General features: G+C 63.0%; 15 protein-coding genes. 8 read left to right on the plus strand and 7 right to left on the minus strand.

Annotated elements, in window-relative coordinates; translation table 11 throughout:
- Positions 1-102: 102 nt before the first annotated feature.
- The gene (gene rmf, locus HNP49_RS10195) at positions 103-318 is read left to right on the plus strand and encodes a ribosome modulation factor (RefSeq protein ID WP_095938625.1); all 216 of its coding nucleotides are present in this window, start codon (positions 103-105) and stop codon (positions 316-318) included.
- A 91-nt stretch (positions 319-409) separates the two neighbouring features.
- Here rmf and HNP49_RS10200 read toward each other — a convergent pair whose 3' ends face one another.
- Both HNP49_RS10200 and HNP49_RS10205 read right to left on the minus strand, forming a co-directional pair.
- Positions 410-1,438 carry a quinone-dependent dihydroorotate dehydrogenase gene (locus tag HNP49_RS10200; RefSeq protein WP_184682932.1) on the minus strand — a complete coding sequence of 343 codons (1,029 nt, stop codon included), beginning with the start codon at positions 1,436-1,438 and terminating at the stop codon, positions 410-412.
- 51 nt (positions 1,439-1,489) lie between these two features.
- Positions 1,490-1,747 (minus strand): DUF2835 domain-containing protein, encoded by a 258-nt coding sequence (locus HNP49_RS10205; protein ID WP_184682933.1) that lies wholly within the window; start codon positions 1,745-1,747, stop codon positions 1,490-1,492.
- Between the two features lie 143 nt (positions 1,748-1,890).
- Between HNP49_RS10205 and HNP49_RS10210 the strand changes: the two genes are divergently transcribed.
- A complete protein-coding gene (locus HNP49_RS10210; protein WP_184682934.1) occupies positions 1,891-2,757 on the plus strand; it encodes a DUF6685 family protein in 867 nt (288 codons plus the stop codon).
- Positions 2,758-2,817: 60 nt separating this feature from the next.
- Here HNP49_RS10210 and HNP49_RS10215 read toward each other — a convergent pair whose 3' ends face one another.
- Positions 2,818-7,671 (minus strand): NAD-glutamate dehydrogenase, encoded by a 4,854-nt coding sequence (locus HNP49_RS10215; protein ID WP_184682935.1) that lies wholly within the window; start codon positions 7,669-7,671, stop codon positions 2,818-2,820.
- Positions 7,672-7,881: 210 nt separating this feature from the next.
- On the opposite strand from HNP49_RS10215, the gene HNP49_RS10220 reads away from it, so the two are divergent.
- From HNP49_RS10220 to HNP49_RS10245, 6 genes are read left to right on the plus strand one after another with little or no spacing between them, the layout of a single operon-like run.
- On the plus strand, positions 7,882-8,841 hold the full coding sequence (locus HNP49_RS10220; RefSeq protein WP_095939043.1) for a MoxR family ATPase: 960 nt from the start codon (positions 7,882-7,884) through the stop codon (positions 8,839-8,841).
- Between the two features lie 22 nt (positions 8,842-8,863).
- Positions 8,864-9,799: a DUF58 domain-containing protein gene (locus HNP49_RS10225; protein WP_184682936.1), complete on the plus strand. Its 936-nt coding sequence runs from the start codon at positions 8,864-8,866 to the stop codon at positions 9,797-9,799.
- On the plus strand, positions 9,796-10,287 hold the full coding sequence (locus HNP49_RS10230; protein ID WP_184682937.1) for a DUF4381 domain-containing protein: 492 nt from the start codon (positions 9,796-9,798) through the stop codon (positions 10,285-10,287). The genes HNP49_RS10225 and HNP49_RS10230 overlap by 4 nt, the downstream gene beginning before the upstream one ends.
- Positions 10,280-11,290, plus strand: a complete 1,011-nt coding sequence (locus HNP49_RS10235; protein ID WP_184682938.1) for a VWA domain-containing protein — start codon at positions 10,280-10,282, stop codon at positions 11,288-11,290. The genes HNP49_RS10230 and HNP49_RS10235 overlap by 8 nt, the downstream gene beginning before the upstream one ends.
- Positions 11,287-13,104: a VWA domain-containing protein gene (locus HNP49_RS10240; protein ID WP_184682940.1), complete on the plus strand. Its 1,818-nt coding sequence runs from the start codon at positions 11,287-11,289 to the stop codon at positions 13,102-13,104. Before HNP49_RS10235 ends, HNP49_RS10240 begins: the two co-directional genes overlap by 4 nt.
- Complete coding sequence (locus HNP49_RS10245; protein WP_184682941.1) at positions 13,101-14,732, plus strand: BatD family protein; 1,632 nt, start codon at positions 13,101-13,103, stop codon at positions 14,730-14,732. Before HNP49_RS10240 ends, HNP49_RS10245 begins: the two co-directional genes overlap by 4 nt.
- Before the next feature lie 87 nt (positions 14,733-14,819).
- Here HNP49_RS10245 and HNP49_RS10250 read toward each other — a convergent pair whose 3' ends face one another.
- The 4 genes from HNP49_RS10250 to HNP49_RS10265 form a co-directional block, all read right to left on the minus strand.
- Positions 14,820-17,198 carry an RND family transporter gene (locus HNP49_RS10250; protein WP_184682943.1) on the minus strand — a complete coding sequence of 793 codons (2,379 nt, stop codon included), beginning with the start codon at positions 17,196-17,198 and terminating at the stop codon, positions 14,820-14,822.
- Positions 17,199-17,230: 32 nt separating this feature from the next.
- Entirely contained in the window at positions 17,231-18,310 is a 1,080-nt protein-coding gene (locus HNP49_RS10255; RefSeq protein WP_184682945.1) for a YCF48-related protein, read from the minus strand.
- Between the two features lie 198 nt (positions 18,311-18,508).
- Positions 18,509-19,879: a DUF1329 domain-containing protein gene (locus HNP49_RS10260; RefSeq protein ID WP_184682946.1), complete on the minus strand. Its 1,371-nt coding sequence runs from the start codon at positions 19,877-19,879 to the stop codon at positions 18,509-18,511.
- Positions 19,880-19,942: 63 nt separating this feature from the next.
- A complete protein-coding gene (locus tag HNP49_RS10265; protein ID WP_184682948.1) occupies positions 19,943-21,895 on the minus strand; it encodes a DUF1302 domain-containing protein in 1,953 nt (650 codons plus the stop codon).
- Positions 21,896-22,138 lie beyond the last annotated feature (243 nt).

Consider the following 22,138-nt stretch of genomic DNA (forward strand, 5'->3'; position numbering starts at 1 on the left):
ACATTCGCCACGCCGGCAGCGAATGTCGAAGGCAGAACCATTCTGCCGGGTCCTCTCCGGAGGCCATAGGAGAAAACAGTCAATAACTGAGGGCAACACCCTATGAAGAGACTTAAGCGTGACCCGATGGATCGAGCTTTCATGCGCGGCTATCAGCACGGCGTCCATGGCAAATCCCGCGACTTGTGTCCTTTTACTCACCCGTCCACCCGACAGGCCTGGCTCAATGGCTGGCGCGAGGGCCGTAGCGACAACTGGGACGGTTTCACCGGCACTGCCGGCATTCACCGGTTAAACGAACTCCACGCCGTCGGTTAAAGGCTGGATCACCCGAATTCACCAAGCGCGTCCCATCCGGACGGCGGGCGCAAGCCCAGAGGGCCCCTTCTCAGGGGCCCTTTTTATTGCCTCAGCTGCGACCCGGCATCGCAGAGATGGCATCCACCGCCTCGCGGATCAGCTCAGGTCCGCGATAGATGAAGCCAGAGTAGATCTGCACCAGGCTGGCACCGGCGGCGATCTTCTCAGCCGCATGAGCGCCCTCGGTGATGCCACCGGCGGCGATGATCGGCAGACGCCCAGCCAGTTCACCCGCCAGCACCTTCACAGTGTGAGTGCTCTTCTCGCGCACCGGCGCACCGGACAGGCCGCCGGCCTCGGCGCCATGCGGCAGCCCCTCGACGCCTTCGCGGCTGAGCGTGGTGTTGGTGGCGATCACCGCATCCATGCCGGTTTCCAGCAGGGCATGGGCCACTTCCACGGTTTCTTCGTCGCTCATGTCCGGGGCGATCTTGATCGCCAGCGGCACATGCCGGCCATGCTCGCGGGCCAGCTCGGCGCGACGGCTGGCCAGGGTGCCCAGCAGTTGCTTGAGCGAATCACCGAACTGCAGGCTGCGCAGGCCCGGAGTATTCGGCGAGCTGACGTTGACCGTGATGTAGCTGGCATGGGCGTACACCTTGTCCAGGCAGATCAGGTAATCATCGACCGCGCGCTCGACCGGGGTATCGAAATTCTTGCCGATATTGATGCCCAGCACGCCGCGGTAGCGGGCACTCTTGACCCGCTCCAGCAGATGGTCAACGCCGTGGTTGTTGAAGCCCATGCGATTGATGATCGCCGTGGCCTCGGGCAGGCGGAAAATGCGCGGTTTGGGATTGCCCGGCTGTGCACGCGGAGTCACGGTGCCGATCTCGATAAAACCAAAACCCAGCTGAGCAAAACCGTCGATGGCATCGCCGTTCTTGTCCAGGCCGGCAGCCAGCCCCACCGGATTGTCGAACTCAAGCCCCATGACCTTGACCGGCAGACGACGCGGCGCCGGCAGCAGCAGCTTGTTCAGGCCCAGACGGCCACCAGCGCCGATCAGGTCGATGGACAGCTCGTGGGAGGTTTCCGGGGCGAATTTGAACAGCAGGTGGCGGGCCAGGGTGTACATGGGAGCGGCTTCAGCGAGGCAAAGGGGCGGCGATTATAGCCGCTGCAACGCTCAGACCTGTAGTCCACCCGGTCGCGGAGCACCTGCGACGGACAGGCGCACCAGTTCCAGCAGCTCGCCGGATGCGTTGAAATCCAGACGAAAACAGCCGTAGATACCCTCGTGGGTGAGAAATGGGCGCAAGTGATGGGCCGGCAGGCTGACCTTGCGGCCATCACGGCTTAGCACCTGCACGCGATTGGCCTGCCCGCGGTAGACCGCGAGGAAACGCTCAGCCGGCAACGCCAGATCGAAAATCAGACTGGGCATCATCCCTCCTCGGTGCTCCCCGGCAAGTGTGGCACAACCGCGATAGCACTTGCGCCTTGCCGCGACACATGCCACAAGGAGGATGCACAACGCGCGCTGCTCTGCCAAACTGGCAGCACTTGAAGATGGAGTTTCAATCTGGCATGAGCCTGTCACCCCCGACATTGTCATCACGCCTGTCTGCCCTCGCCCAGCGCCTGGGCCTGAGTGGGCGTGGTCGACTGTTGGGCCAGCGCGCACAGGAGCTCCATCTGCCTTTCCAGTCGTTGCCCGCTCCTCGCGACTCGCTATGGTGGCAACACAGTGCCCCGCTCGAACGCCTCGTCGACATGACCCATGGTGCCCTCTCCGGACCGGTGCAGGAAGACAAGGCCGAAGCCCGCGCGGTACTCCTCGGGCTGGTCCGCGAAGAACACCGCAGCCTGGAAAACTTCGACCTTCGTCAGCTGGACGGTCTGTGCGGCCAGCCCAATGACGCCTGGCAGACCCTGGAAGACATCGCCAACAGCCCTGCTGGCAAGCAACTGCGCATCATCAGCTACAAGGATTTCGTAAAGACCCTGAGCCTGGCCCTGCCGCGCCATCTGGTCGGCGAAGCGCTGCAACTGAAGAGCGCCGACTGGCGTGGCCAGCGCCTGTACTGGTGCGGCGAACAGCAGCAGGTCGCCCTGGCCTGCGCCATCATCTACGCGCGGCGGCGTGGCCTGGAGCTGATGCTTCCGGCCGAACTGACCCACTACCGCCTGAACCCCGCTGGCCTTGCCGAACTGGACAACCGCTACTTCATGCTGGCCATGCCGCCACAGAGCTGGAGCGACCCGCATTTCATGGACCTGCTGCTCACCGGCCTGCCCTATGCACGTCTGTCGCTGCTGCGCGACCCGGGGGCTCCGGAGTTTCTCCTGCTGCCCAAACACAACCCGGAATCGGCCGCCCTCGGCGAAGGCCTGCGCCTGGCCGGCGCCCCGGATGTGGTGGCCTACCTGCGCCAGCTGCAAGCCGGCCACTGAACGAGCACATAAATGAAAAGGCCCCGGCATTTGCCGGGGCCTTTTTCGTTGCAGGAACGATCAGTTTCCGCCCTGACCGCTCAGCGCCAGGTCCATCAACTCCCGACTGGCCACCGCATACATGGCGTAATCCGCCCCAGTGGCCGCACGCAGCTCGGCCTGCATCACCCGCCAGCGCTCGACCAGTACCTTGTGCTGCGCCTGCCAGGTCGCCAGACGCTGCTCGCTGCTGGCCGCCTTACCCGGCTGCTGCAGCACTGCCACGGTAATGGCACGCTGCTGCCAGTCCAGATCATCGCGGAAGGCCTCGCGCGCCAGCGCCTGCCAGTTGCTTTCCACCGGCAGTGCGGTGATCTGCTGCAGATACCAGGACAAATCCAGCACGCTGCCGACTGCAAAGAACACTTCGGCGACCTGCTCCACGTCCTGCCCGGTGACATCCGCCGCCTCGATGATCGGCAACAGGGTGTACAGGTGACTGGTGCCGGCCACCAAGCGCGCCAGCTGCTCCGGCACACCGGCTTCGACATAGCCCTGATAGCGCGCCAGCCACTGCTCGCGGGCTGGGCCTTCAAGCAACTCGTCCAGCTTGCCGGTCAGCGTCGCCACCCGCGGCGCAAAGTGCGCCACATCGCGCGCCGCATCCAGCTCGTTGCGGCGGTTGCGCAGGAACCAGCGGGTGGCACGGCGGCCCAGACGCATCAGCTCATCCATCAGCGCCAGCTGCAGCTCGGCCGGCACCCGGTAATCCAGGGCCTCGATCTGCTGCCACCAGTGCGGCAGGCGGAACACGTCGCGGACGATCACATAGGCCGCCGCGACATTGGCCGCACTCATGCCGGTGGACTCCTTGAGCCGCTGCACGAAGGTGATGCCCATGTGGTTGACCAGATCGTTGGCGATCTGCGTGCTGACGATCTCACGCTTGAGGCGGTGCTGACGCATCTGCGCACCGAACTTGGCCACCAGTTTGGGCGGGAAGGCCGTTTCCATGTCGCGGATCAGGTAATCATCGTCCGGCACCCGCGACTTCAGCAGGGCCTCCTTGAGATCGATCTTGCTGTAGGAAATCAGTACCGACAGCTCCGGGCGCGTCAGACTCTGGCCGTTGGCCAGGCGCTCGCTGATTTCCTCCTCGGAAGGCAGAAACTCCAGGGCGCGGTCGAGCTTGCCAGCGGACTCCAGGGCGGCCATCAGTCGGCGGTACTCGCCGATACGCTCGCGGGCCCGGCGCTGGGCCAGCGACAGCGCCTGGGTCTGTTTGTAGTTGTTGCCCAGCACCAGCGCAGCCACCTCATCGGTCATCTCGGCCAGCAGTTTGTTACGCTGCTTCTCGGTCATATCGCCGGCCTGGACCACGCCACCGAGGAGAATCTTGATGTTCACCTCGTGGTCGGAGCAGTCCACGCCACCGGCATTATCGATAAAGTCGGTATTGCCGGCGCCGCCATTGAGACCGAACTCGACCCGGCCCAGCTGGGTCATGCCGAGGTTGCCCCCCTCACCGAAGACCTTGGCGCGCAGTTCGCTGCCATTGACGCGCAGGGCATCGTTGGCCTTGTCACCGACGTCGGCATGACTCTCCTTGCTCGACTTCACATAGGTGCCGATGCCGCCGTTCCAGATCAGGTCCACCGGCGCCTTGAGCAAGGCGTTGAGCAGGTCGTTGGGCGCCAGCTTGTCGGCCTGGATGGCGAAACGCGCCTGCATCTGCGCACTGATGGGGATGCTCTTGGCGCTGCGCAGGAAGATGCCGCCGCCCTCGGAAATCAGCTTGGCCTCGTAGTCGGCCCAGCTTGAGCGCGGCAGTTCGAACAGACGCTTGCGCTCGGCAAAGCTGGCCGCCGGGTCCGGGTTGGGATCGATGAAGATGTGCAGGTGGTTGAACGCGGCGACCAGCTGCAACTGCTCGGACAGCAACAGGCCGTTGCCGAACACGTCACCGGCCATGTCGCCGATACCGATCACCGTGGTTACATCCTTCTGGATGTCGATGCCCTGCTCGCGGAAATGCCGCTGCACCGAGACCCAGCCGCCCTTGGCGGTGATGCCCATGCCCTTGTGGTCGTAGCCAGCCGAGCCGCCGGAGGCGAAGGCGTCGCCCAGCCAGAAGCCGTAGTCCAGGGCGATGCCGTTGGCGATGTCGGAGAAAGTCGCGGTGCCCTTGTCGGCCGCCACCACCAGGTAGGGATCGTCGGCGTCGTGGCGCACCACATTGACCGGTGGCACGACCTGGCCGTCCTTGAGATTGTCGGTGATATCCAGCAGGCCGCTGATGAAGATGCGGTAGCAGGCGATGCCTTCTGCAAGCACCTCGTCGCGGTTGCCACCCACCGGCATCCTGCGCGGAATGAAGCCGCCCTTGGCGCCCATTGGCACGATCACCGCGTTCTTCACCTGCTGCGCCTTGACCAGGCCCAGCACCTCGGTGCGGTAGTCTTCCTCGCGGTCGGACCAGCGCAGGCCACCACGAGCCACGTCGCCAAAGCGCAGGTGCACGCCCTCGACACGCGGGCAGTAGACGAAGATTTCGAACTTGGGCACCGGTCGCGGAATATCGGGAATAGCGCGAGGGTTAAGCTTGAAGCTGAAGTATGGCTTGACCTGGCCGCTAGCATCGGGCTGATAGAAGTTGGTGCGCAGGGTGGCCTTGATCAGGTCCAGGTAGCGCCTGAGGATGCGGTCCTCGTTGAGCACCGCGACATTGTCCAGCGCGGCGAGGATGGCCTGTTCCAGCTTCTGCTGCTTGGCTTCCAGGTCTTCGCCGGTGAGCTTGCGGGCCAGGTAGAAACGGGTCTTGAACAGACGCACCAGCTCGCAGGCGATGTCGGCATGGTTGATCAGCGTACTGGCGATGTAGCCGTGATCGAAGCCCAGGCGGATCTGTTTGAGGTAGCGGGCATAGGCCCGCAGCATCGCCACGTCACGCCACGGCAGGCCGGCGGCCAGCACCAGGCGGTTGAAGGCATCGTTCTCGGCATCGCCGTTGACGATGTGCACGAAGGCATCCTGCAGGGTCTCGTTGAGTACCTGGATATCCGGCACCTGGGCGCCGGCATAGGTGAAGGCGAAGTCGTGGATCCAGAACTCGCGGCCATCCTGGCGGCGCAGGCGGTAGGGGAACTCGCCCAGCACGCGCAGGCCGAGGTTTTCCAGAATCGGCAGCACATCCGACAGTGGCAGCGGCGTATCGGCGTGGTAGAGCTTGCAATGCAGCTGCGACTCGCCCTGGGCCAGCGGCTGGTAGAAGCTCATCACCAGCGGCCGCTGCTCGGACAGGCTGAGCAGGTGCTGCATGTCGATCACCGCCGAATGCGGCGCGAAGCGCTCGGTGTAGCCGGCCGGGAAGCCTTTCGGGAAATCGGCCAGCACCTGGGTGCCGTGCCCCTCGCCCAGGCTCTCCAGCATCAGGCTGGTGTAGTCGTCCTTCCACGAGCGGCAGGCCTGGATCACTTCCTGCTCCAGGCGGGCAATATCCACCTGCACGCGGTTGCGCGGATCGACGCGCAGGATGAACTGCACGCGTGCCAGCACCGACTCGGAGAAGTAGGTCCAGAACTCGCAGTCGCTGGCCTGCAGGCGCTCCATGAGGATCTGCTGGATCTTCACGCGGATCTCGGTGGAATACACATCGCGCGGCACATAGGCCAGGCAGTAGCAGAAGCGCCCGTAGGGATCGCGGCGCAGGAAGATGCGCAGCTTGTTGCGCTCCTGGATCTGCACGATGCTGATCGCAGTGTTGAACAGTTCATCGACCGGCGTCTGGAACAGGTCATCGCGCGGCAGTACCTCCAGCACCTGACCCAGCTCCTTGCCCAGATGCCCCTGAGCATCGAAGCCCGAACGGCGCGCTACCTCGGCGACCTTGTGGCGGATGTAGGGAATGTGATGCACGCTCTCGGCATACACCGAGGAGGTGTACAGGCCCATGAAGCGGTATTCGCGGACGACCTTGCCCTTGCCGTCCAGCTCGCGCAGCGAAACGTAATCCGGATAGGCCGGGCGGTGCACGCGACTGGGCTCGGAAGCCTTGGCGAAGGACAGCATGATCGGCTCGCGCAGGTAGCTGGCAGCCTCGCTGTCGATCTCCCGCTCGCTGGCCGGCAGGCCCTGGCGCAGCATCTTGCTCAGGCCCAGCAACGAGCCTTCGTCGTAGACGATGCGCGACACACCACCCTGCTCCTCCACGCTGAACTCCTCGAAACCGAGGAAGGTGAAATGGTTGTCGATCAGCCAGCTGAGGAACACCTTGACCTCTTCCAGCTCGGCCGCATCGCCTTTGCGTTTGCTCTTGCCCATCCCCGCCAGCAGCGCCTCGGCGCGCGCCTTCATCGCCGGGAAATCGGCGACCGCCAGGCGCACTTCGGCCAGCACATCCTGCAGGGCCTTCTCCAGGGTCTTCAGCGCGCCGACATTGGCGCAGCGGTTGATCTCCAGGTACATCAGCGCTTCGTGCTGCACATCCTTGCCGGTACTTCCCTTGGGCAACAGCTCCAGCAGTTCGCCCTGCTTGTTGCGACGCACGCTGAACACGCTGTTCTGCAGGGTATGGATGCTGTAGCCGCGGCGATTGAGTTCCATGCGCACCGAGTCGACCAGGAATGGCTGATCGGCGTGCAGCACCTCCACGGCGGTATGGGTCGACTGCCAGCCATGCTTCTCGTAGTCCGGGTTGTACACCCGCGCCTGCGGTGCCTCGGGCTTGAAACGCTCCAGCAGACGCCAGGCCGACAGGGTACAGCCAACCAGATCGGACAGACGTCGCTGGCTCAATTCATCCAGGGAAACGATGCCGAAGAACTGCTCGGCGAACAGCGCTACTTGTGGCAGGGCCTGTTCGCTGACGTGCTGGGCCAGCGCCGCTTGCAGTTGATGCTGAAAGTCGGTTTTGCTGGCAGCAGTGAAAAACGCCATGGTGATGCTCCGCAGATTTTGTTGTTGGGAGGAAGCGTTGCTGTGAGGAATCGTTGCAGTGGGAAAGCATAGGCGAGCCACATAAATGCAGAACCGTGATGCAACTTGCAGGCGGCGAGTTGGTCGAAGCGCAGCCGAATGATTTAAAGTGGCTGCCGCCCCGCCGCTGGCGGTTCTGACCCAGTGGTCACAATTGAAAAGAGCATAGCGATGGATCACCGTGAAGCGCTTGTCACGCTGCGACATTTTCTTGCAACGCAGATCCTCGGCCAGGAAAAACTGGTCGAACGCCTGCTGATTGCCCTGCTCGCCGACGGACACCTGCTGGTCGAAGGCGCCCCGGGTCTGGCCAAGACCAAGGCCATCAAGGAACTGGCCTCCGGTCTCGAGGCCGAATTCCATCGCATCCAGTTCACCCCCGATCTGCTGCCGGCCGACATCACCGGCACCGAAATCTATCGCCCGGAAACCGGCAGTTTCACCTTCCAGCAGGGGCCGATCTTCCACAACCTGGTCCTGGCGGACGAGATCAACCGCGCACCGGCCAAGGTGCAGTCGGCGCTGCTCGAAGCCATGGCCGAGCGCCAGGTATCGATCGGCCGCAGCACCTATGACCTGCCGCCGCTGTTTCTGGTGATGGCCACGCAGAACCCGATCGAGCAGGAAGGCACCTACCCGCTGCCCGAGGCCCAGCTCGACCGCTTTCTCATGCACGTGAAGATCGGTTTCCCGGATGCGGCCGTGGAGCGCAAGATCCTCCAGCAGGCCCGCGGCGACGCCCTCAATGGTGAAGCCCCGCCGCCCCAGCCGGTCACCCAGGACGCCATCTTTGCCGCCCGCCGCGAGATCCTCGGTCTGTACATGGCCGATGCCGTGGAGGAATACCTGGTGCAACTGGTGATGGCCACCCGCACCCCGGCGAAGTTCGACGCCGAGCTGGCCGGCTGGCTGACCTACGGCGCCAGCCCGCGCGGCACCATTGCCCTGGATCGTTGCGCGCGCGCTCATGCCTGGTTGGCCGGGCGCGACTTCGTAAGCCCCGAGGATGTACAGGCCGTGCTGTTCGACGTGCTGCGCCACCGCCTGATCCTGACCTTCGAGGCCGAAGCCGCCGGCATCGACCAGGACCGCGTGATCCAGCGCATTCTCGACGTGGTAGCCGTGGCCTGACGGCCACGGACAGAACCCGCCCATGCAGCTACCCTCGCAACCCGGCATCCGCGTATCCCTCGGCGAACTGATCGAGATGCGCCATCGGGTCGGCGAAGTGCAGCTGTTCTCCACGCCGGCGCGGCGCAGCCCGCTGATCGGCCTGCACCACTCCAAGCTGCGCGGGCGTGGTGTCGACTTCGATCAGGTGCGCGCCTATCAGGCCGGCGACGACGTGCGCACCATCGACTGGCGGGTGACCGCGCGCACCCAGGAGCCACACACCAAGCTGTTCCATGAGGAACGCGAGCGCCCGGTCTTCGTGGTGATCGAGCAGAGCAGCCGGCTGTTCTTCGGATCCCAGCTGTGCCTGAAGTCAGTGCTCGCGGCCCAGGCCGCGGCGCTGTTCGGCTGGGCCGCGCTGAACCACAACGACCGCATCGGCGGCCTGGTGTTCAGTGACCAGGAACACCATGAGATCAAGCCGCGGCGCAGCAAGCAAAGCCTGCTGCAGCTGCTCAACGTGCTGGTGCGCAGCAATCAGCAGCTGGGCTGCAGCGACGGCCGCGCCCCGCGGGAAACCTTCAGCCTGGCCCTGCGCCGCGCCCGCGAGGTACTGCGACCGGGCAGCCTGGTGGTGATTCTCTGCGACGAACGCGCCCTCAACGATACTTCCGAGCAGCAACTTTCCCTGCTCGCTCGACATACCGACCTGATCCTGCTGCCGCTCAACGACCCGCTGGACCATGCCCTGCCCAGCGCCGGCCTGCTGCGTTTTGTCGAAGGTGAGGCCGAGCTGGAACTGGATACCCAGGACGAATACCTGCGCAACAGCTACCGCGAACTGGCCGAAGCCCGCCGCTCGCGCTGGCAGCGCCTGGCGCAGAAACTCGGCGTGCCCCTGCTGCCACTGTCCACCCGCTTCGAACTGGTCGAGCAACTGCGCGATCAGTTGCACCCGCTGGGAGCCAGACGATGAATCCGCTGGATCAGCTGGAGCCTCTGATCGCTCCGCCGGCCATCAGCGCCTGGCCGCCGGCACCGGGCTGGTGGCTGCTGCCCATTGTGCTGGCGGCACTGCTCTGGGGCCTATGGCGCCTGTGGCAGCGCCGACCGAGGCGCCAGTCGTCGAGCGAGCAGAAGCTCATCGATCCCTTGCGCCTGGCCGCCCTGCTGGAACTGGAGCGTCTGCCCACACCGCAGGCCGGCGAGCCTGCAGGCCCCTGGCTGCAGCAGCTCAACCAGTTGCTCAAGCGCCTGTGCCAGAGCCGCCAGCACCACGACCCCAGCCTGACCCTTAGCGGCCGGGCCTGGCTGGCCTACCTCGACTCACGCTGCCCGGCCGCCGGCCTGACCCGCTGGATGGTGCTGGTTGAAGGGGCCTACCGCGCCGATGTCCGTCTCGATGACAAGGCAGTGGCCGGTCTGCAGCAGGCGGTCGGCACCTGGATTCGCAAACATGTTTGAATTTGCCTGGCCGTGGGTCTTCCTTCTGGCGCCACTGCCCTGGGTGATGCGACGCCTGCTACCCGCCGCCGACAGTGGCGAGTCGGCGCTGCGGGTGAGCTTTCTCGGCGAACTCGAAGGCCTCGCCGGCCGCCGCGCCAAGGCCCGCCTGCCGGCCTGGCAGGGGCAGGCGCCGTTCGCCCTGATCTGGCTGCTGCTGTTGCTGGCCGCGGCACGGCCGCAGTGGATAGGTGAAGCCCAGCCATTGCCCACTAGCGGCCGCGACCTGCTGCTGGCCGTGGATGTCTCAGGCTCCATGGATTACCCAGACATGCACTGGCAGGGCGAGGACATCAGTCGCCTGGAGCTGGTCAAGGCCCTGTTCGCCGACTTTATCGAAGGCCGCCGCGGCGACCGGGTCGGGCTGATCCTGTTCGGCAGCCAGGCGTATCTGCAGTCGCCGCTGACCTTTGACCGTCACACCGTGCGGACCTGGCTGGAGGAAGCGCAGATCGGCATCGCCGGCAAGAATACCGCCCTGGGCGATGCCATCGGTCTGGCCGTGAAGCGCCTGCGCCAGCGTCCGGCACAAAGCCGCGTGCTGGTGCTGATTACCGACGGCGCCAACACCGCCGGGGAGATTGCCCCGGCCACGGCGGCCAAGCTCGCTGCCGAAGCCCGGGTGCGCATCTACACCATCGGCATCGGTGCCGAGCCGGCACAGTCCGGCGTGGCCGCCATGCTGGGTCTGAGCCCGGGCCTCGACCTCGATGAACCGGCACTGCGCGAAATCGCCAGTCTCAGCGGCGGCCAGTACTTCCGGGCACGCAGTGCCGATGAGCTGCAGCAAATCGGCCAGACCCTCGACCAGCTCGAACCGGTCAGCCAGAAGGCTACCTCTGCCCGCCCCACCTACGGCCTGCATGCCTGGCCACTCGGCCTGGCTCTGCTGGCCAGCATGCTTCTGGTGGCCCTGCAGCTGTGGCCGGATGCCTGGCAGCGTCTGCGCCGGAGGTCAGCATGATCGAGCTCTGGTCATCCGAGCTATGGCCACACTGGCTGCGACCATTCTGGCTGCTGGCTCTGCCCCTGCTCGGCTGGCTGTTGTGGCAACTGTGGCATCGCGAGAAGCGCAGCGGTCGCTGGCAACTGTTGCTGCCGGCACTGATGCAGCAAGCCCTGCTCAGCAGTGGTCGCGGCCAGCGCTATCGCGGCGCCTGGCTACTGCTGGGAGTCGCCTGGCTGCTGGCCATACTGGTCCTGCTCGGCCCCAGCTGGCAACGCGTCGAACACAGCCGCATCAAGCGTGCCGATCCGCTGGTCGTGGTACTGGACCTGACACCGGCAATGCTCGCCGCCGACCTGCCGCCCAGCCGCCTGGAACAGAGCCGGCGCAAACTGCAGGACCTGCTCAAGGCCCGAGAGGAGGCACAGACCGCCCTGGTGGTGTATGCAGGCAGCGCCCACACCGTGGTGCCGCTGTCCGACGACCTGATGACCAGCCGCAACCTGTTGCAGGCCCTGCAGCCTTCGATCATGCCCGAGAGCGGCCAGCGGGCCGACCTGGGCATTGCCCGTGCCGTTGAACTACTACAGCAGGCCGGCGCCGCCAGCGGCCGCATCCTCCTGCTGACCAGCCAGCTGAGCGGCGAGGAACAGGACGGCATAGCCACGGCCCTGCGGGGCGAACCGGTACGCCTGGATATCCTCGGGGTCGGCACCGTCGCCGGCGCCCCCATCGCCCTGGAAGGCGGCGGCTTCCTCAAGGATGCCAGCGGCGCCATCGTCATTCCGCGCCTGCAAAGCGGCTCGCTGGCCCGCCTGGCCACCGACCAGGGCGGCCGCTACGCCAGCCTGAGCCTGGATGACGCCGACCTGCAACGCCTGCAATTGCTTGGCAGCCCCGACAGCCTGCGCGAACAGGGCGATCCGGCGATCCTCGCCCTATGGTCCGATCAGGGCTACTGGCTACTCATACCCCTGCTCCTCTTGGCCGCCTGCGCCGGCCGCCGGGGCTGGCTGTTCCTGATACTGCTCTGTCCGTTGTGGCAACCCCAGGCCCGCGCGCTGGAATGGGCCGACCTGTGGCAGCGTGCCGATCAGCAAGGCGCCCAGCTGCTTGAGCAAGGCCAGGCCGGCGAGGCAGCCAAGCGCTTTAACGATCAGCAATGGCAAGGCATGGCGCATTACGCCGCCGGCGACTACGCCGCTGCTGCCGAGCGCTTTGCCCAGTTCGATACGGCCAGCGCCCATTACAACCGCGGCAATGCCCTGGCCAAGAGTGGCGAGCTGGCTGCCGCTCTGGACGCCTACGACAGCGCTCTGGAGAAGCAGCCTGAACTAAGTGCCGCCCGCCACAATCGCGCCCTGGTCGAGCAACTGCTGCGCCAGCAACAGCAAGAGAAACAGCAGCAACAAGGGCAGCAGGAACAGGCATCCGTCGAACAGCAGGGAGACGGTGCACAACAGCCTCCGCCTGCAGCGTCGGCAGGCAGCGAGAAACAACCGGGCGAGCGCAAGCAGCCACATGATTCGCCGCAGAGACCGCCGAGTGAGTCGGCATCGTCTTCTGCCGAGAAGCACCGCGAACAGTCCCAGGGCGAATCGACAACAACTCGCGTAGAACCTGCCGGTAAAGGCCAGGCTGCGGCCGATCAGCACGCTTCGGCCACAACGGAGCCGCCCCAGCAGAATGCTGCCGCCGGTAGCGAAGGCCTCAGCAGCGAGCAGCAACAGGCACTGGAACAGTGGTTGCGGCAGATTCCCGACGACCCCGCCGAACTGCTCAAGCGCAAGTTCTGGATCGAACAACAGCAACGCCAGGAAAACCGGCCATGAATCCCATTCTCCGCGCCGCCGTGCCGGCCCTGTTCAGCCTCAACTGCCTGGCCGCCGGGATCAGTGCCAGCCTGGATCGCACCCAGGTCAGCGAAGGCGAAAGTGTCGAGCTGACCCTGCAGAGCCAAGGCGCCATGCTCCAGAGCACGCCAGACCTGACCCCGCTGAAAAAGGACTTCGAGATTCTCGGCTCGCGCCAGGTCAGCAGCCTGAGCACCGGCACTGGCGGCACGCAGCAAAGCACGCGCTGGCTTATCAGCCTGCTGCCACGGCGCCTGGGGCAGCTGGAAATTCCCTCCCTGCAGGTCGGCGACAGTCACAGTCCGGCGCTGCAACTGCAGGTACAAAAAAGCAGTGAGACCAGTAGCGCTCAAGTGGCACCGGTATTCATCGATGCCAGCCTGTCGCAGGAAGAAGTCTATGTGCAGGCTCAGACCGTGCTCACCCTGCGCATCTATCACTCGGTCTCGCTGTACGACGACAGCAGCCTGACCCCGTTGCAGATGAGCGATGCACGAGTCGAACCGCTGGGTGAGCCGAAGACCTTCGAGCAGATCATCAACGGCGTGCGCCACGGCGTGATCGAACTGCGCTATGCCATCTACCCGCAGAAGAGCGGCGAGCTGAGCATCCCCGCCCAGCTGTTTAGCGCCACCATGGTCGATACACGGCAGAATCAGGACTTCATGCCCTTCGGGGCGCGTCCGGGCAAAGCGGCACGGGTCAAGTCTCCGGAGATCCCGCTGCGGGTCAAGCCACGCCCCGCCGAGTTCCCTGCCGATGCACCCTGGCTGCCTGCCGCTGCGGTCAGCCTCAGCGAAGCCTGGAGCCCTGAGCCACAGAAGGCCATGGAGGGTATTTCGCTGACGCGCAACGTGCTGCTCAAGGCCGATGGGCTGTCCGGCTCACAGCTGCCGCCACTGGAGCAGGCCGAAGTGAGTGGCCTGCGCCGCTACCCCGAGCAGCCACAGACGCGCAATCAGGCCGATGAACGCGGACTGCTCGGCAGCCGCGAGGAAAGCGTGGCGCTAGTCCCCACTCGCAGCGGCGAGATTGTCCTGCCGGCCATCGAAGTCCCGTGGTGGAATACCCGCACCGACAGTCTCGAATACGCCCGTCTGCCCGAACGCCGTCTGCAGGTCGCGATCAATCCGCAGTTACAGGCCGAAGCCATGTCTAGCGGCGCCGCAACAGAAGGTGCTCCCGTCAGTCTGCGCCTGTGGCCGTGGCAACTGTCCACCGGACTCTTCGCCCTGACCACTGCCCTGGGCTTTGGCCTGTGGTGGCGGGCACGCAAGCAACCGGCCGTAGCGGTTACCGCCAGTACCGGACCGAGCCCGAGAACCCTGCTCGACGACCTCAAACGCGCCTGCCTGGCCAACGACTCCCAGGCCACCCGCCAGGCACTGGATGCCTGGGCCCGCCAGCAGCCGGAAACCCTCGCCGACATGGCGGCACGTTATGCGCCTCTGTCCGAAGCACTCGACGGTCTCAATGGCGCGCTGTACAGCGAAAGCGGACAGAACTGGCAGGGCGAAGCCCTGTGGAAAGCGGTCAAAGGCCTACCGGCACTCAGCGCCGAGGCGGTAACCACGGAAAACAGCTTGCCGCCACTGTACCCCCGCTAAGAGGCAGCCTCGCCAAATTAATCATCCGGGTTTTCAGCAGACATAAAAAACCGCGGCTCATGGCCGCGGTTTTTCATTGCCGCTCACTTAGTGGGCGAACAGCGAACCACCTTGCTTGCCGGCCAGCTTCTCCGGCTTGATCAGGAAGCGCGCCAGTGCCGGCAGCAGCCACAGGGCACCGAACATGTTCCACAACAGCATGAAGGTCAGCATCAGGCCCATGTCGGCCTGGAACTTGATCGCCGAGAACACCCAGGTGACCACGCCGATCGCCAGGCACAGGCCGGTGAACAGTACGGCCTTACCGGTCGAGCGCAGCGTCTCGTAGTAGGCTTCCTGCAGCGGCAGGCCGGCGCGCAGGAAACTCTCCATGCGGCTGTAGATGTAGATGCCGTAGTCCACACCGATACCCACGCCCAGGGCGATCACCGGCAGGGTTGCCACCTTCACACCGATACCCAGCCAGGCCATCAGGGCGTTGCCCAATACCGAGGTGAGAATCAGCGGCAGGATGATGCAGAGCATCGCGCCAAAGGAGCGGAAGGTGATCAGGCACATCACCGCCACGCAGATATACACCAGGATCAGGATCTGCAGCTCGGACTTGGCGATCACCACGTTGGTCGCAGCTTCGATACCGGCGTTACCGGCCGCCAGCAGGAACTTGCGATCCTCGCTTTCATGTTCAGCCGCAAAGGCCTCGACCGCCGCCACGGCACGCTTGAGCGTCTCGGCCTTGTGATCCTCGAGGAAGATCAGCACCGGCGCCAACGAGCAGTCGGTGTTGTACAGGCCCTCGGCACGACTGATCGAGTTGTTCAGCACATCCTGGTTGCGCGACAGAGTCTCCCACTTCAGGTTGCCTTCGTTCATGCCCTTGATGACCTGCTTGGACACGGTCACCAGGGAAATGGCCGACTGCACACCGGCAGTGTTCTGCATGGTCCACATCAGTTCGTCGATCGGTGCCAGGGTCTCATAGGTCGAGCAACCTTCCGCACCAGTCTTGACCATCACCACCAGCACGTCGGAGCTGGTCGAGTAGTTCTTGATGATGAAGTCGTTGTCCTGGTTATAGCGCGAGTCCGGACGCAGTTCCGGAGCCCCCTGATCGAGGTCGCCGATCTGCAGGTGGGCCTTCTGGTACCAGAAACCGGCTACACCGGCGGACAGGGCAATCACCACCGAAACCGGCGCCACAACCGGGTGGGCAAAGTTCGACAGCAGACGCCAGAACGGGTGTTCGCGCACGGCATCGGCCTTGCTGCGTTCGACTGCCTTCTTGCTGATACCGATATAGGAAATCGCCACCGGCAGCAGGATCAGGTTGGTGAAGACGATCACGCCAACACCGATCGAGGCACCAATAGCCAGCTCGCGGATCACGCCGATATCGATCACCAGCAGGGTGATGAAGCCGACGGCGTCCACCAGAATGGCGATCATGCCCGGCAGGAACAGCTGACGGAAGGTACGGCGGGCAGCGGTCAGGGCGTTATCCGCACCACTGGACTGCAGGGCGATACCGTTGATTTTCTGTACGCCGTGGGAAATACCGATGGCGAAGATCAGGAACGGCACCAACATCGAGTACGGGTCGAGACCGAAGCCCACCGAGTGCATCAGACCCAGCTGCCAGACCACGGCAATCAGGGTGGTCGAGACCACCGAGATGGTCGACCGGATACACCAGCTGAACCAGTACAGCAGCACCAGGGTGATCGCCAGCGCGATACCAAAGAACGCCACCACCATGATCAGGCCATCGATCAGGTCACCAACCTTCTTGGCGAAACCGACAATGTGAATCTTCACATTGGGATTCTGCGCCTGAAACTTGTCGCGCACCTTCTCTTCCAGCTCATGGGAGAACTGGCGGTAGTCCAGCTTGATCAGCTTGCCCTGATCATTCGGATCCGGGTAGGACTCCAGCAGCGGAATATCCACGGTACTGGACTTGAAGTTGTTGGCCACCATGCGCCCGATCTGACCGGACTTGAGCACGTTGTTGCGCAGCTCTTCCAGGCTGGCGGCCGAACCGTCGTAGGTTTGCGGAATCACTTCGCCACCGGCGAAGCCTTCCTCGGTCACTTCGGTCCAGCGTACGCTCGGACTCCACAGCGACTTGAGGCCGGCACGATCGACACCGGGAATATAGAACACCTCGTCATTCACCTGACGCAGGGTTTCCATGTACTCCTTGGTGAAGATATCGCCATTGACCGCTTCCACCGAGATACGCACGGTGTTGCCCAGGTTGGACAGGTCATTCCGGTGTTCCAACATGTTCTGGATGAACGGATGGCTCAGCGGAATCATCTTCTCAAAGCTGGTCGACGGACGGATCTGCGTCGCCTGCCACCCGAGAAACAGGGTGACCAGGGTGCACAGCAGAATGACCACAGGCCGGTTGTTGAAAATCAGGCGTTCGAGAAAGGTCGCCTTGTCCTGGTGATGGTTACTCATCGCAGTCTTTCCTTGTAAAAAGCCCCGGCTTGTTATTGTTGGTCCAGGCTGGCGCCCGTCGGCGAAGCGACATGCGCACCACCCTGCCCTACCAGGATCAGATTGCCGTCAGCCGCGGCGCTAACCGAAGAAAGAGACAGACGATCGCTGCGATTGAGCACGCTGAAGGTACGCCCGGCGTCAGTGCTCTTCAGCACGCTGCCGCCATGACCGACGATGACCAGCGAGCCATCGGGCAAGAGGCTGGCGCCCGACAGGCCGAACTCCAGCGGACCATTGGCCGCGCTCAGTTCGACCTGTTGCCAGTTGCCGCCAAAATCGGTGGAGCGGAACAGGTGGCCACGCAGGCCGTAGACCAGAACGCCGGCCGAAGCGCCGTTGCCGCTCACGCCGAACAGCGAACCTTCATAGGGGCCCTTGAGGGTTTCCCAGGTAGCGCCCCAGTCGGCGGAACGGAACATGCTGCCCTGCTCACCCACCACGAACAGACCGGAATCGGTGACTGCCGCGATGCTGTTGAGGTGGTAGCCATCCTCGTTGTCCAGACGGTCGCTGACATCTTCCCAGTTCTGGCCACCGTCGGTGGTTTCCAGCAACGCCCCGTAAGCACCCACCGCCAGGCCGTGCTGCTCGTTCTGGAACCAGACATCCAGCAGCGGCGCTTCGCGTTCGAGGTCTTCAAACTGCACGGTCCAGGTGGCACCGGCATCGCTGGTATGCAGGATCTGCGCATCGTGACCGACCGCCCAGCCCTTCTGCTCACTGACAAAGAACACCGCCGTCAGCATCTGCCGCGACGGCACCTTGGCCTGAGTCCAGCTGGCGCCGTTGTCATCGGAGAAAAGGATATGGCCGCGATCACCCACCGCCACCAGACGCTTGCCGGCCAGCACGACATCCATCAGCAGGCTGTGCTGGGCTTTTGGCGAAATAATCGAATAGACGCTGGCGGGCGCGCTCTCGGCCTGAACCGGCAACGCGGCGGCAGTCAGCAACGACAGTGCACCAAAAAGCGAAAGCGCTTTGGCCAGAGGCGAACGCAGGCCCAAGGCCGACATTCCCTGGCGCGAGCGCGCATCGAACGAAGTGCGCCGCATGACGGGCTCACACATACACCTTTCCCCCTTATTGTTATAGGTGGTGCAGCAGGGATACAGGACTCCCCGACAGAACATCTATGCTATCCACCTTTGAAAAGCCCTGACAATCGGCGCGTCGTTATGTTTTGTAAGCCATCGCCGCCAGTCCGCTTACAGCGACCATAGCAAAAAGGCCGCTACAGTAGCGGCCTTTTGTTCAACACCTGCGAATCAACGGGTCCCGCGACGACGCAGGGCGGACGGCTTGAAGTAACCGTCATCCGGAATCGCCTGGCTGAAATCGATGGTTGCCGGCTCTTCGTTATCCAGGTTCTGCACATGGTAACGACGTGCCTGCAGATCGTGGAACACATCCAGCGCAGACCAGGTGGTCGGCAGCTCGTAGTAGTTCTTCAGGTAAGCCAGCGACACGCGCCACAGCTCGCCACGACCGTCATACTGATCCACCGCAGCAGCCTGCCAGCTGTCCTCGTCGAGGAACAGAATGCGCTTGGAGTAGATGTGACGGGCACCGGACTTCAGGGTGCCTTCCACAACCCACACGCGGTGCAGCTCGTTGCGGGTGAACTGCGGGTTCAGGTGACCTACCTGCAGCAGGTCCTCGTACTTAACATCAGGGCTGGTGACCTTGTAGTTGTTGTACGGGATATAGACTTCTTTCTTGCCGATCAGCTTCCAGTTGTAGCGATCCGGGGCACCGTTGTACATGTCGGTATCGTCGGCGGTACGCAGGCCGTCAGCGGCAGCAATCGGGGTGTCATAGGCCAGGTTCGGCGCACGACGCACGCGACGCTGGCCGGCGTTGTAACCCCAGGCCTGACGCGGGTCTTTGACCTGATCCAGGGTCTCATGTACCAGCACAGCACCACCGGCCAGACGTGCCGGGCTCTTGGTGAAGGACAGGTAGTAGAACATGATGTTGTTCAGGTCGGCGTACGAGCCTTTCGGATCGTAGTACTTGAACATGGCTTCCTGTTGCGAGGTCACCAGGGTGTAGGCACCGTTACGCTGCACAGCCACTTCCGAGGCGCGGCGGACAATGTAGGAACCACGGTAGCGGGCGATGTGGTTCCACAGGGCTTCCACGCCATTCTGCGGAATCGGGAACGGAATGCCGCCATAGGCATCAGCAAAACCGTTACCACCGTCCATCAGCTTGGCGCTGGTGGCATTCTTGATGGTGTTGTCATACACCCACTGCGGCGCGGAACCGGAACGGCGACTCTGGTACACCGGCATCTGGAAGCTGTTCGGATAGGCATTGAACAGGGCGATCTGACCCGGGGTCAGGTTGGCCTTGTACTGATCCAGGTTGGCCTTGGTGATGGTGAACAGCGGCTTGTCGCCGGCAAATGGGTCGACGTGATGCTGACCAGGCTTGCTGTAGCCCGCCGGCGCCTTGGTGATGCCACCGGTCCACTCAGGAATGGTGCCTGCCGCGTTGGCGGCTTTTTCAGCGCCAAAGGGGGTCAGGGATTTACCCAGCTTGGCAGCCTCATCCGAGGAAACAGCAGCCAGGGCGCTACCAGCAGAAAGCGCAAGGGCAACAGCCGCGCCAATCAGCGTGTGCTTTTTCAGCATTGTGGTTCTCCGTGGTGAATCAGCAGCCGGGCGCTGACGCGCCCGGATCATTTCTAATAATTGTTAGAACGAGTATTTGACGTTCAGACCAACGTTGTCGCGATCACGACCACTGTTGTTCTGACCAGCGCCATAAAACTCGGTGTATTGCAGTTCAGCTTCGAGATTGCTCAGGTAGCTCGCACGCACACCCAGGGTGTACGCCTGACGCCCCTCAATGAAGTTACCCGTCTGGTGCGAGTTGCCTTCAAAGTCTTCCTTGTATACCGCAAACGGCGACAGGTTTACACCGGCATAGACGTCATTCCAAGTACCAGACAGCAGCAAGGTGTAGCCGTAGGCATTCTTGTTGATCTGATCGCCACGGTCATAACCCGAAACGTAGGAGCCATTGGCACGACCAGAGTAATAGCGGGTGCTGCCATCGAACGCCGTGTACTGCAGCGAGCTGCCGCGATAGTGCTCAGAAGCCAGCTCAGCGACACCAAACAGAGAGTCGAAGCTCAGCGCAGTACCAAAGTTGAGAATGGTACCCAGCGAGCTATTGAAGGTTTCCACACGCTCGTAGTTGTGGATGGTGTCAGTGAGGGTCACATCCTGGCCACCGATATTGACGTTGCGGCCATTGGCGAACTCGGGCGCCTGCAGCAGCAGATCGCCGAGCAGGTCGTTGGTAGTGGCGATACCCACCGGCATGTTCGGCCGGTAGGCCAACTCACCGAAGACCGAAGCCTCGTCGATGGTGGTATTGAAGCTCAGGCCATACACGCGAATATCTTCGACGAACTCACGACGGGCATTGACCTGATTACCGATATCCACGGCACTCGCGCCACCCACCAGACCAGCCACCAAACCATCAGGATCCGTGGCCATCATATCGTCATAGGAAGCGAACCCGCCCAGGGAGGCCAGCTGATCGATATCCAGCCCGGCATAGGCGTTGTTCACATCCGCATAGATGGTCGGTTCCTTGGCGTGATAGTTGATCACGTAAAAACCGAACTCGGTGGCATTCAGCTCTTCGGCGACATAACGGAAAGCCACGCCAAACTGGCCATCGTTCTTGGCATTGATATCGGAACCGATATTGGCGACCTTGAATACGCCGTTCTGATCGAGATAGTCGGTTCCCTGCAGACCACCAAGACCGGCACCGGACAGTGACGAATAGAGGCTCTGGAACAACGGGTTGGCGGCAGCCGAATCGGTGGTATAGGCGGTATTGCCACCCTCGGCGAACAGGTCGGTCTCTGAGAAGAAGGTACCGACCGGATCAATGGCGGTTTCCTTCCAGTTCCACTGGTAGAAGGTTTCCATCGACAGGTTCTCGGTGAGACCCAGATTGAAGCTCAGCGCCTCGACCGGCACCAGCACTTCCTTGAGCTCGGCTCCCGGCAGGCGGAACTTGGCCGCATCTACCGGGTTGGTGGTATTCACCCCACCACGATAGAACACCCCTTCACCCCAGTTGAATACCTGGCGACCCAGGCGCGCGCCCACCGGCATATCGCCGACATCCCAGTTGCCGTAGACATAGGCATCGAGAATTTCAGCATTGCGACCCGCCGTGTGGCGAGTGGCATAGGTAAAGCTGCTGTCATCCGGGTAGCTCTGCGAAGGCTGATCCGGATGGTTGGCCGAGCCGTAGTCGTTGCGCTTGTCCATGATCTGAGTGTCATAGAACGCCGTACCGCGCACGAAGGCACCGTAACTGTCGTAGGTCACTTCCAGATCGGTGGTGACCTTGTACACCTCGGAAACCAGACCGGTATCGAAATTGCGATTTCCGTCGTTGCCATTGATGTCGTTGTTGCTCTGATCCTGCCCCTGCACACGCCAGAGCTGGCCATAGGAGACCGTGGTATCAATCGAGCCACCCACCTCGCCGTCCGCGAAACTGAATTCGACAGCGCCAGCCTGGGCAGACAGCAACAGCGGCAGCAAACCTGCCAGAGCAAAACCGGCCTGCACCGGCGCCAGACTCAACGAGGCTTTTCGCACCTTGATATCCATCTACTACTCCATGGAACAATCTTGATTGACGGGCACAGGGGAAGCACCACCCCGGCCAAGCCGTGCGTTAAAGCAATTTTGATACCCAAAGTGATGCTGGCAGTCAAAAAAACGACCAATCACCGATCGGATGACAGAGAAAAAACTGACTGATCATTCACCAACCAACTGACTCAGGAAAAGCCAGCGAATTGCTCGATTGGCTAGCGCAGTGGCGTGAATTGACCTAGGAAAAGATCGCCG

Source organism: Pseudomonas fluvialis (genome assembly GCF_014207935.1).
GTDB classification, from domain to species: Bacteria; Pseudomonadota; Gammaproteobacteria; order Pseudomonadales; family Pseudomonadaceae; genus Aquipseudomonas; species Aquipseudomonas fluvialis_A.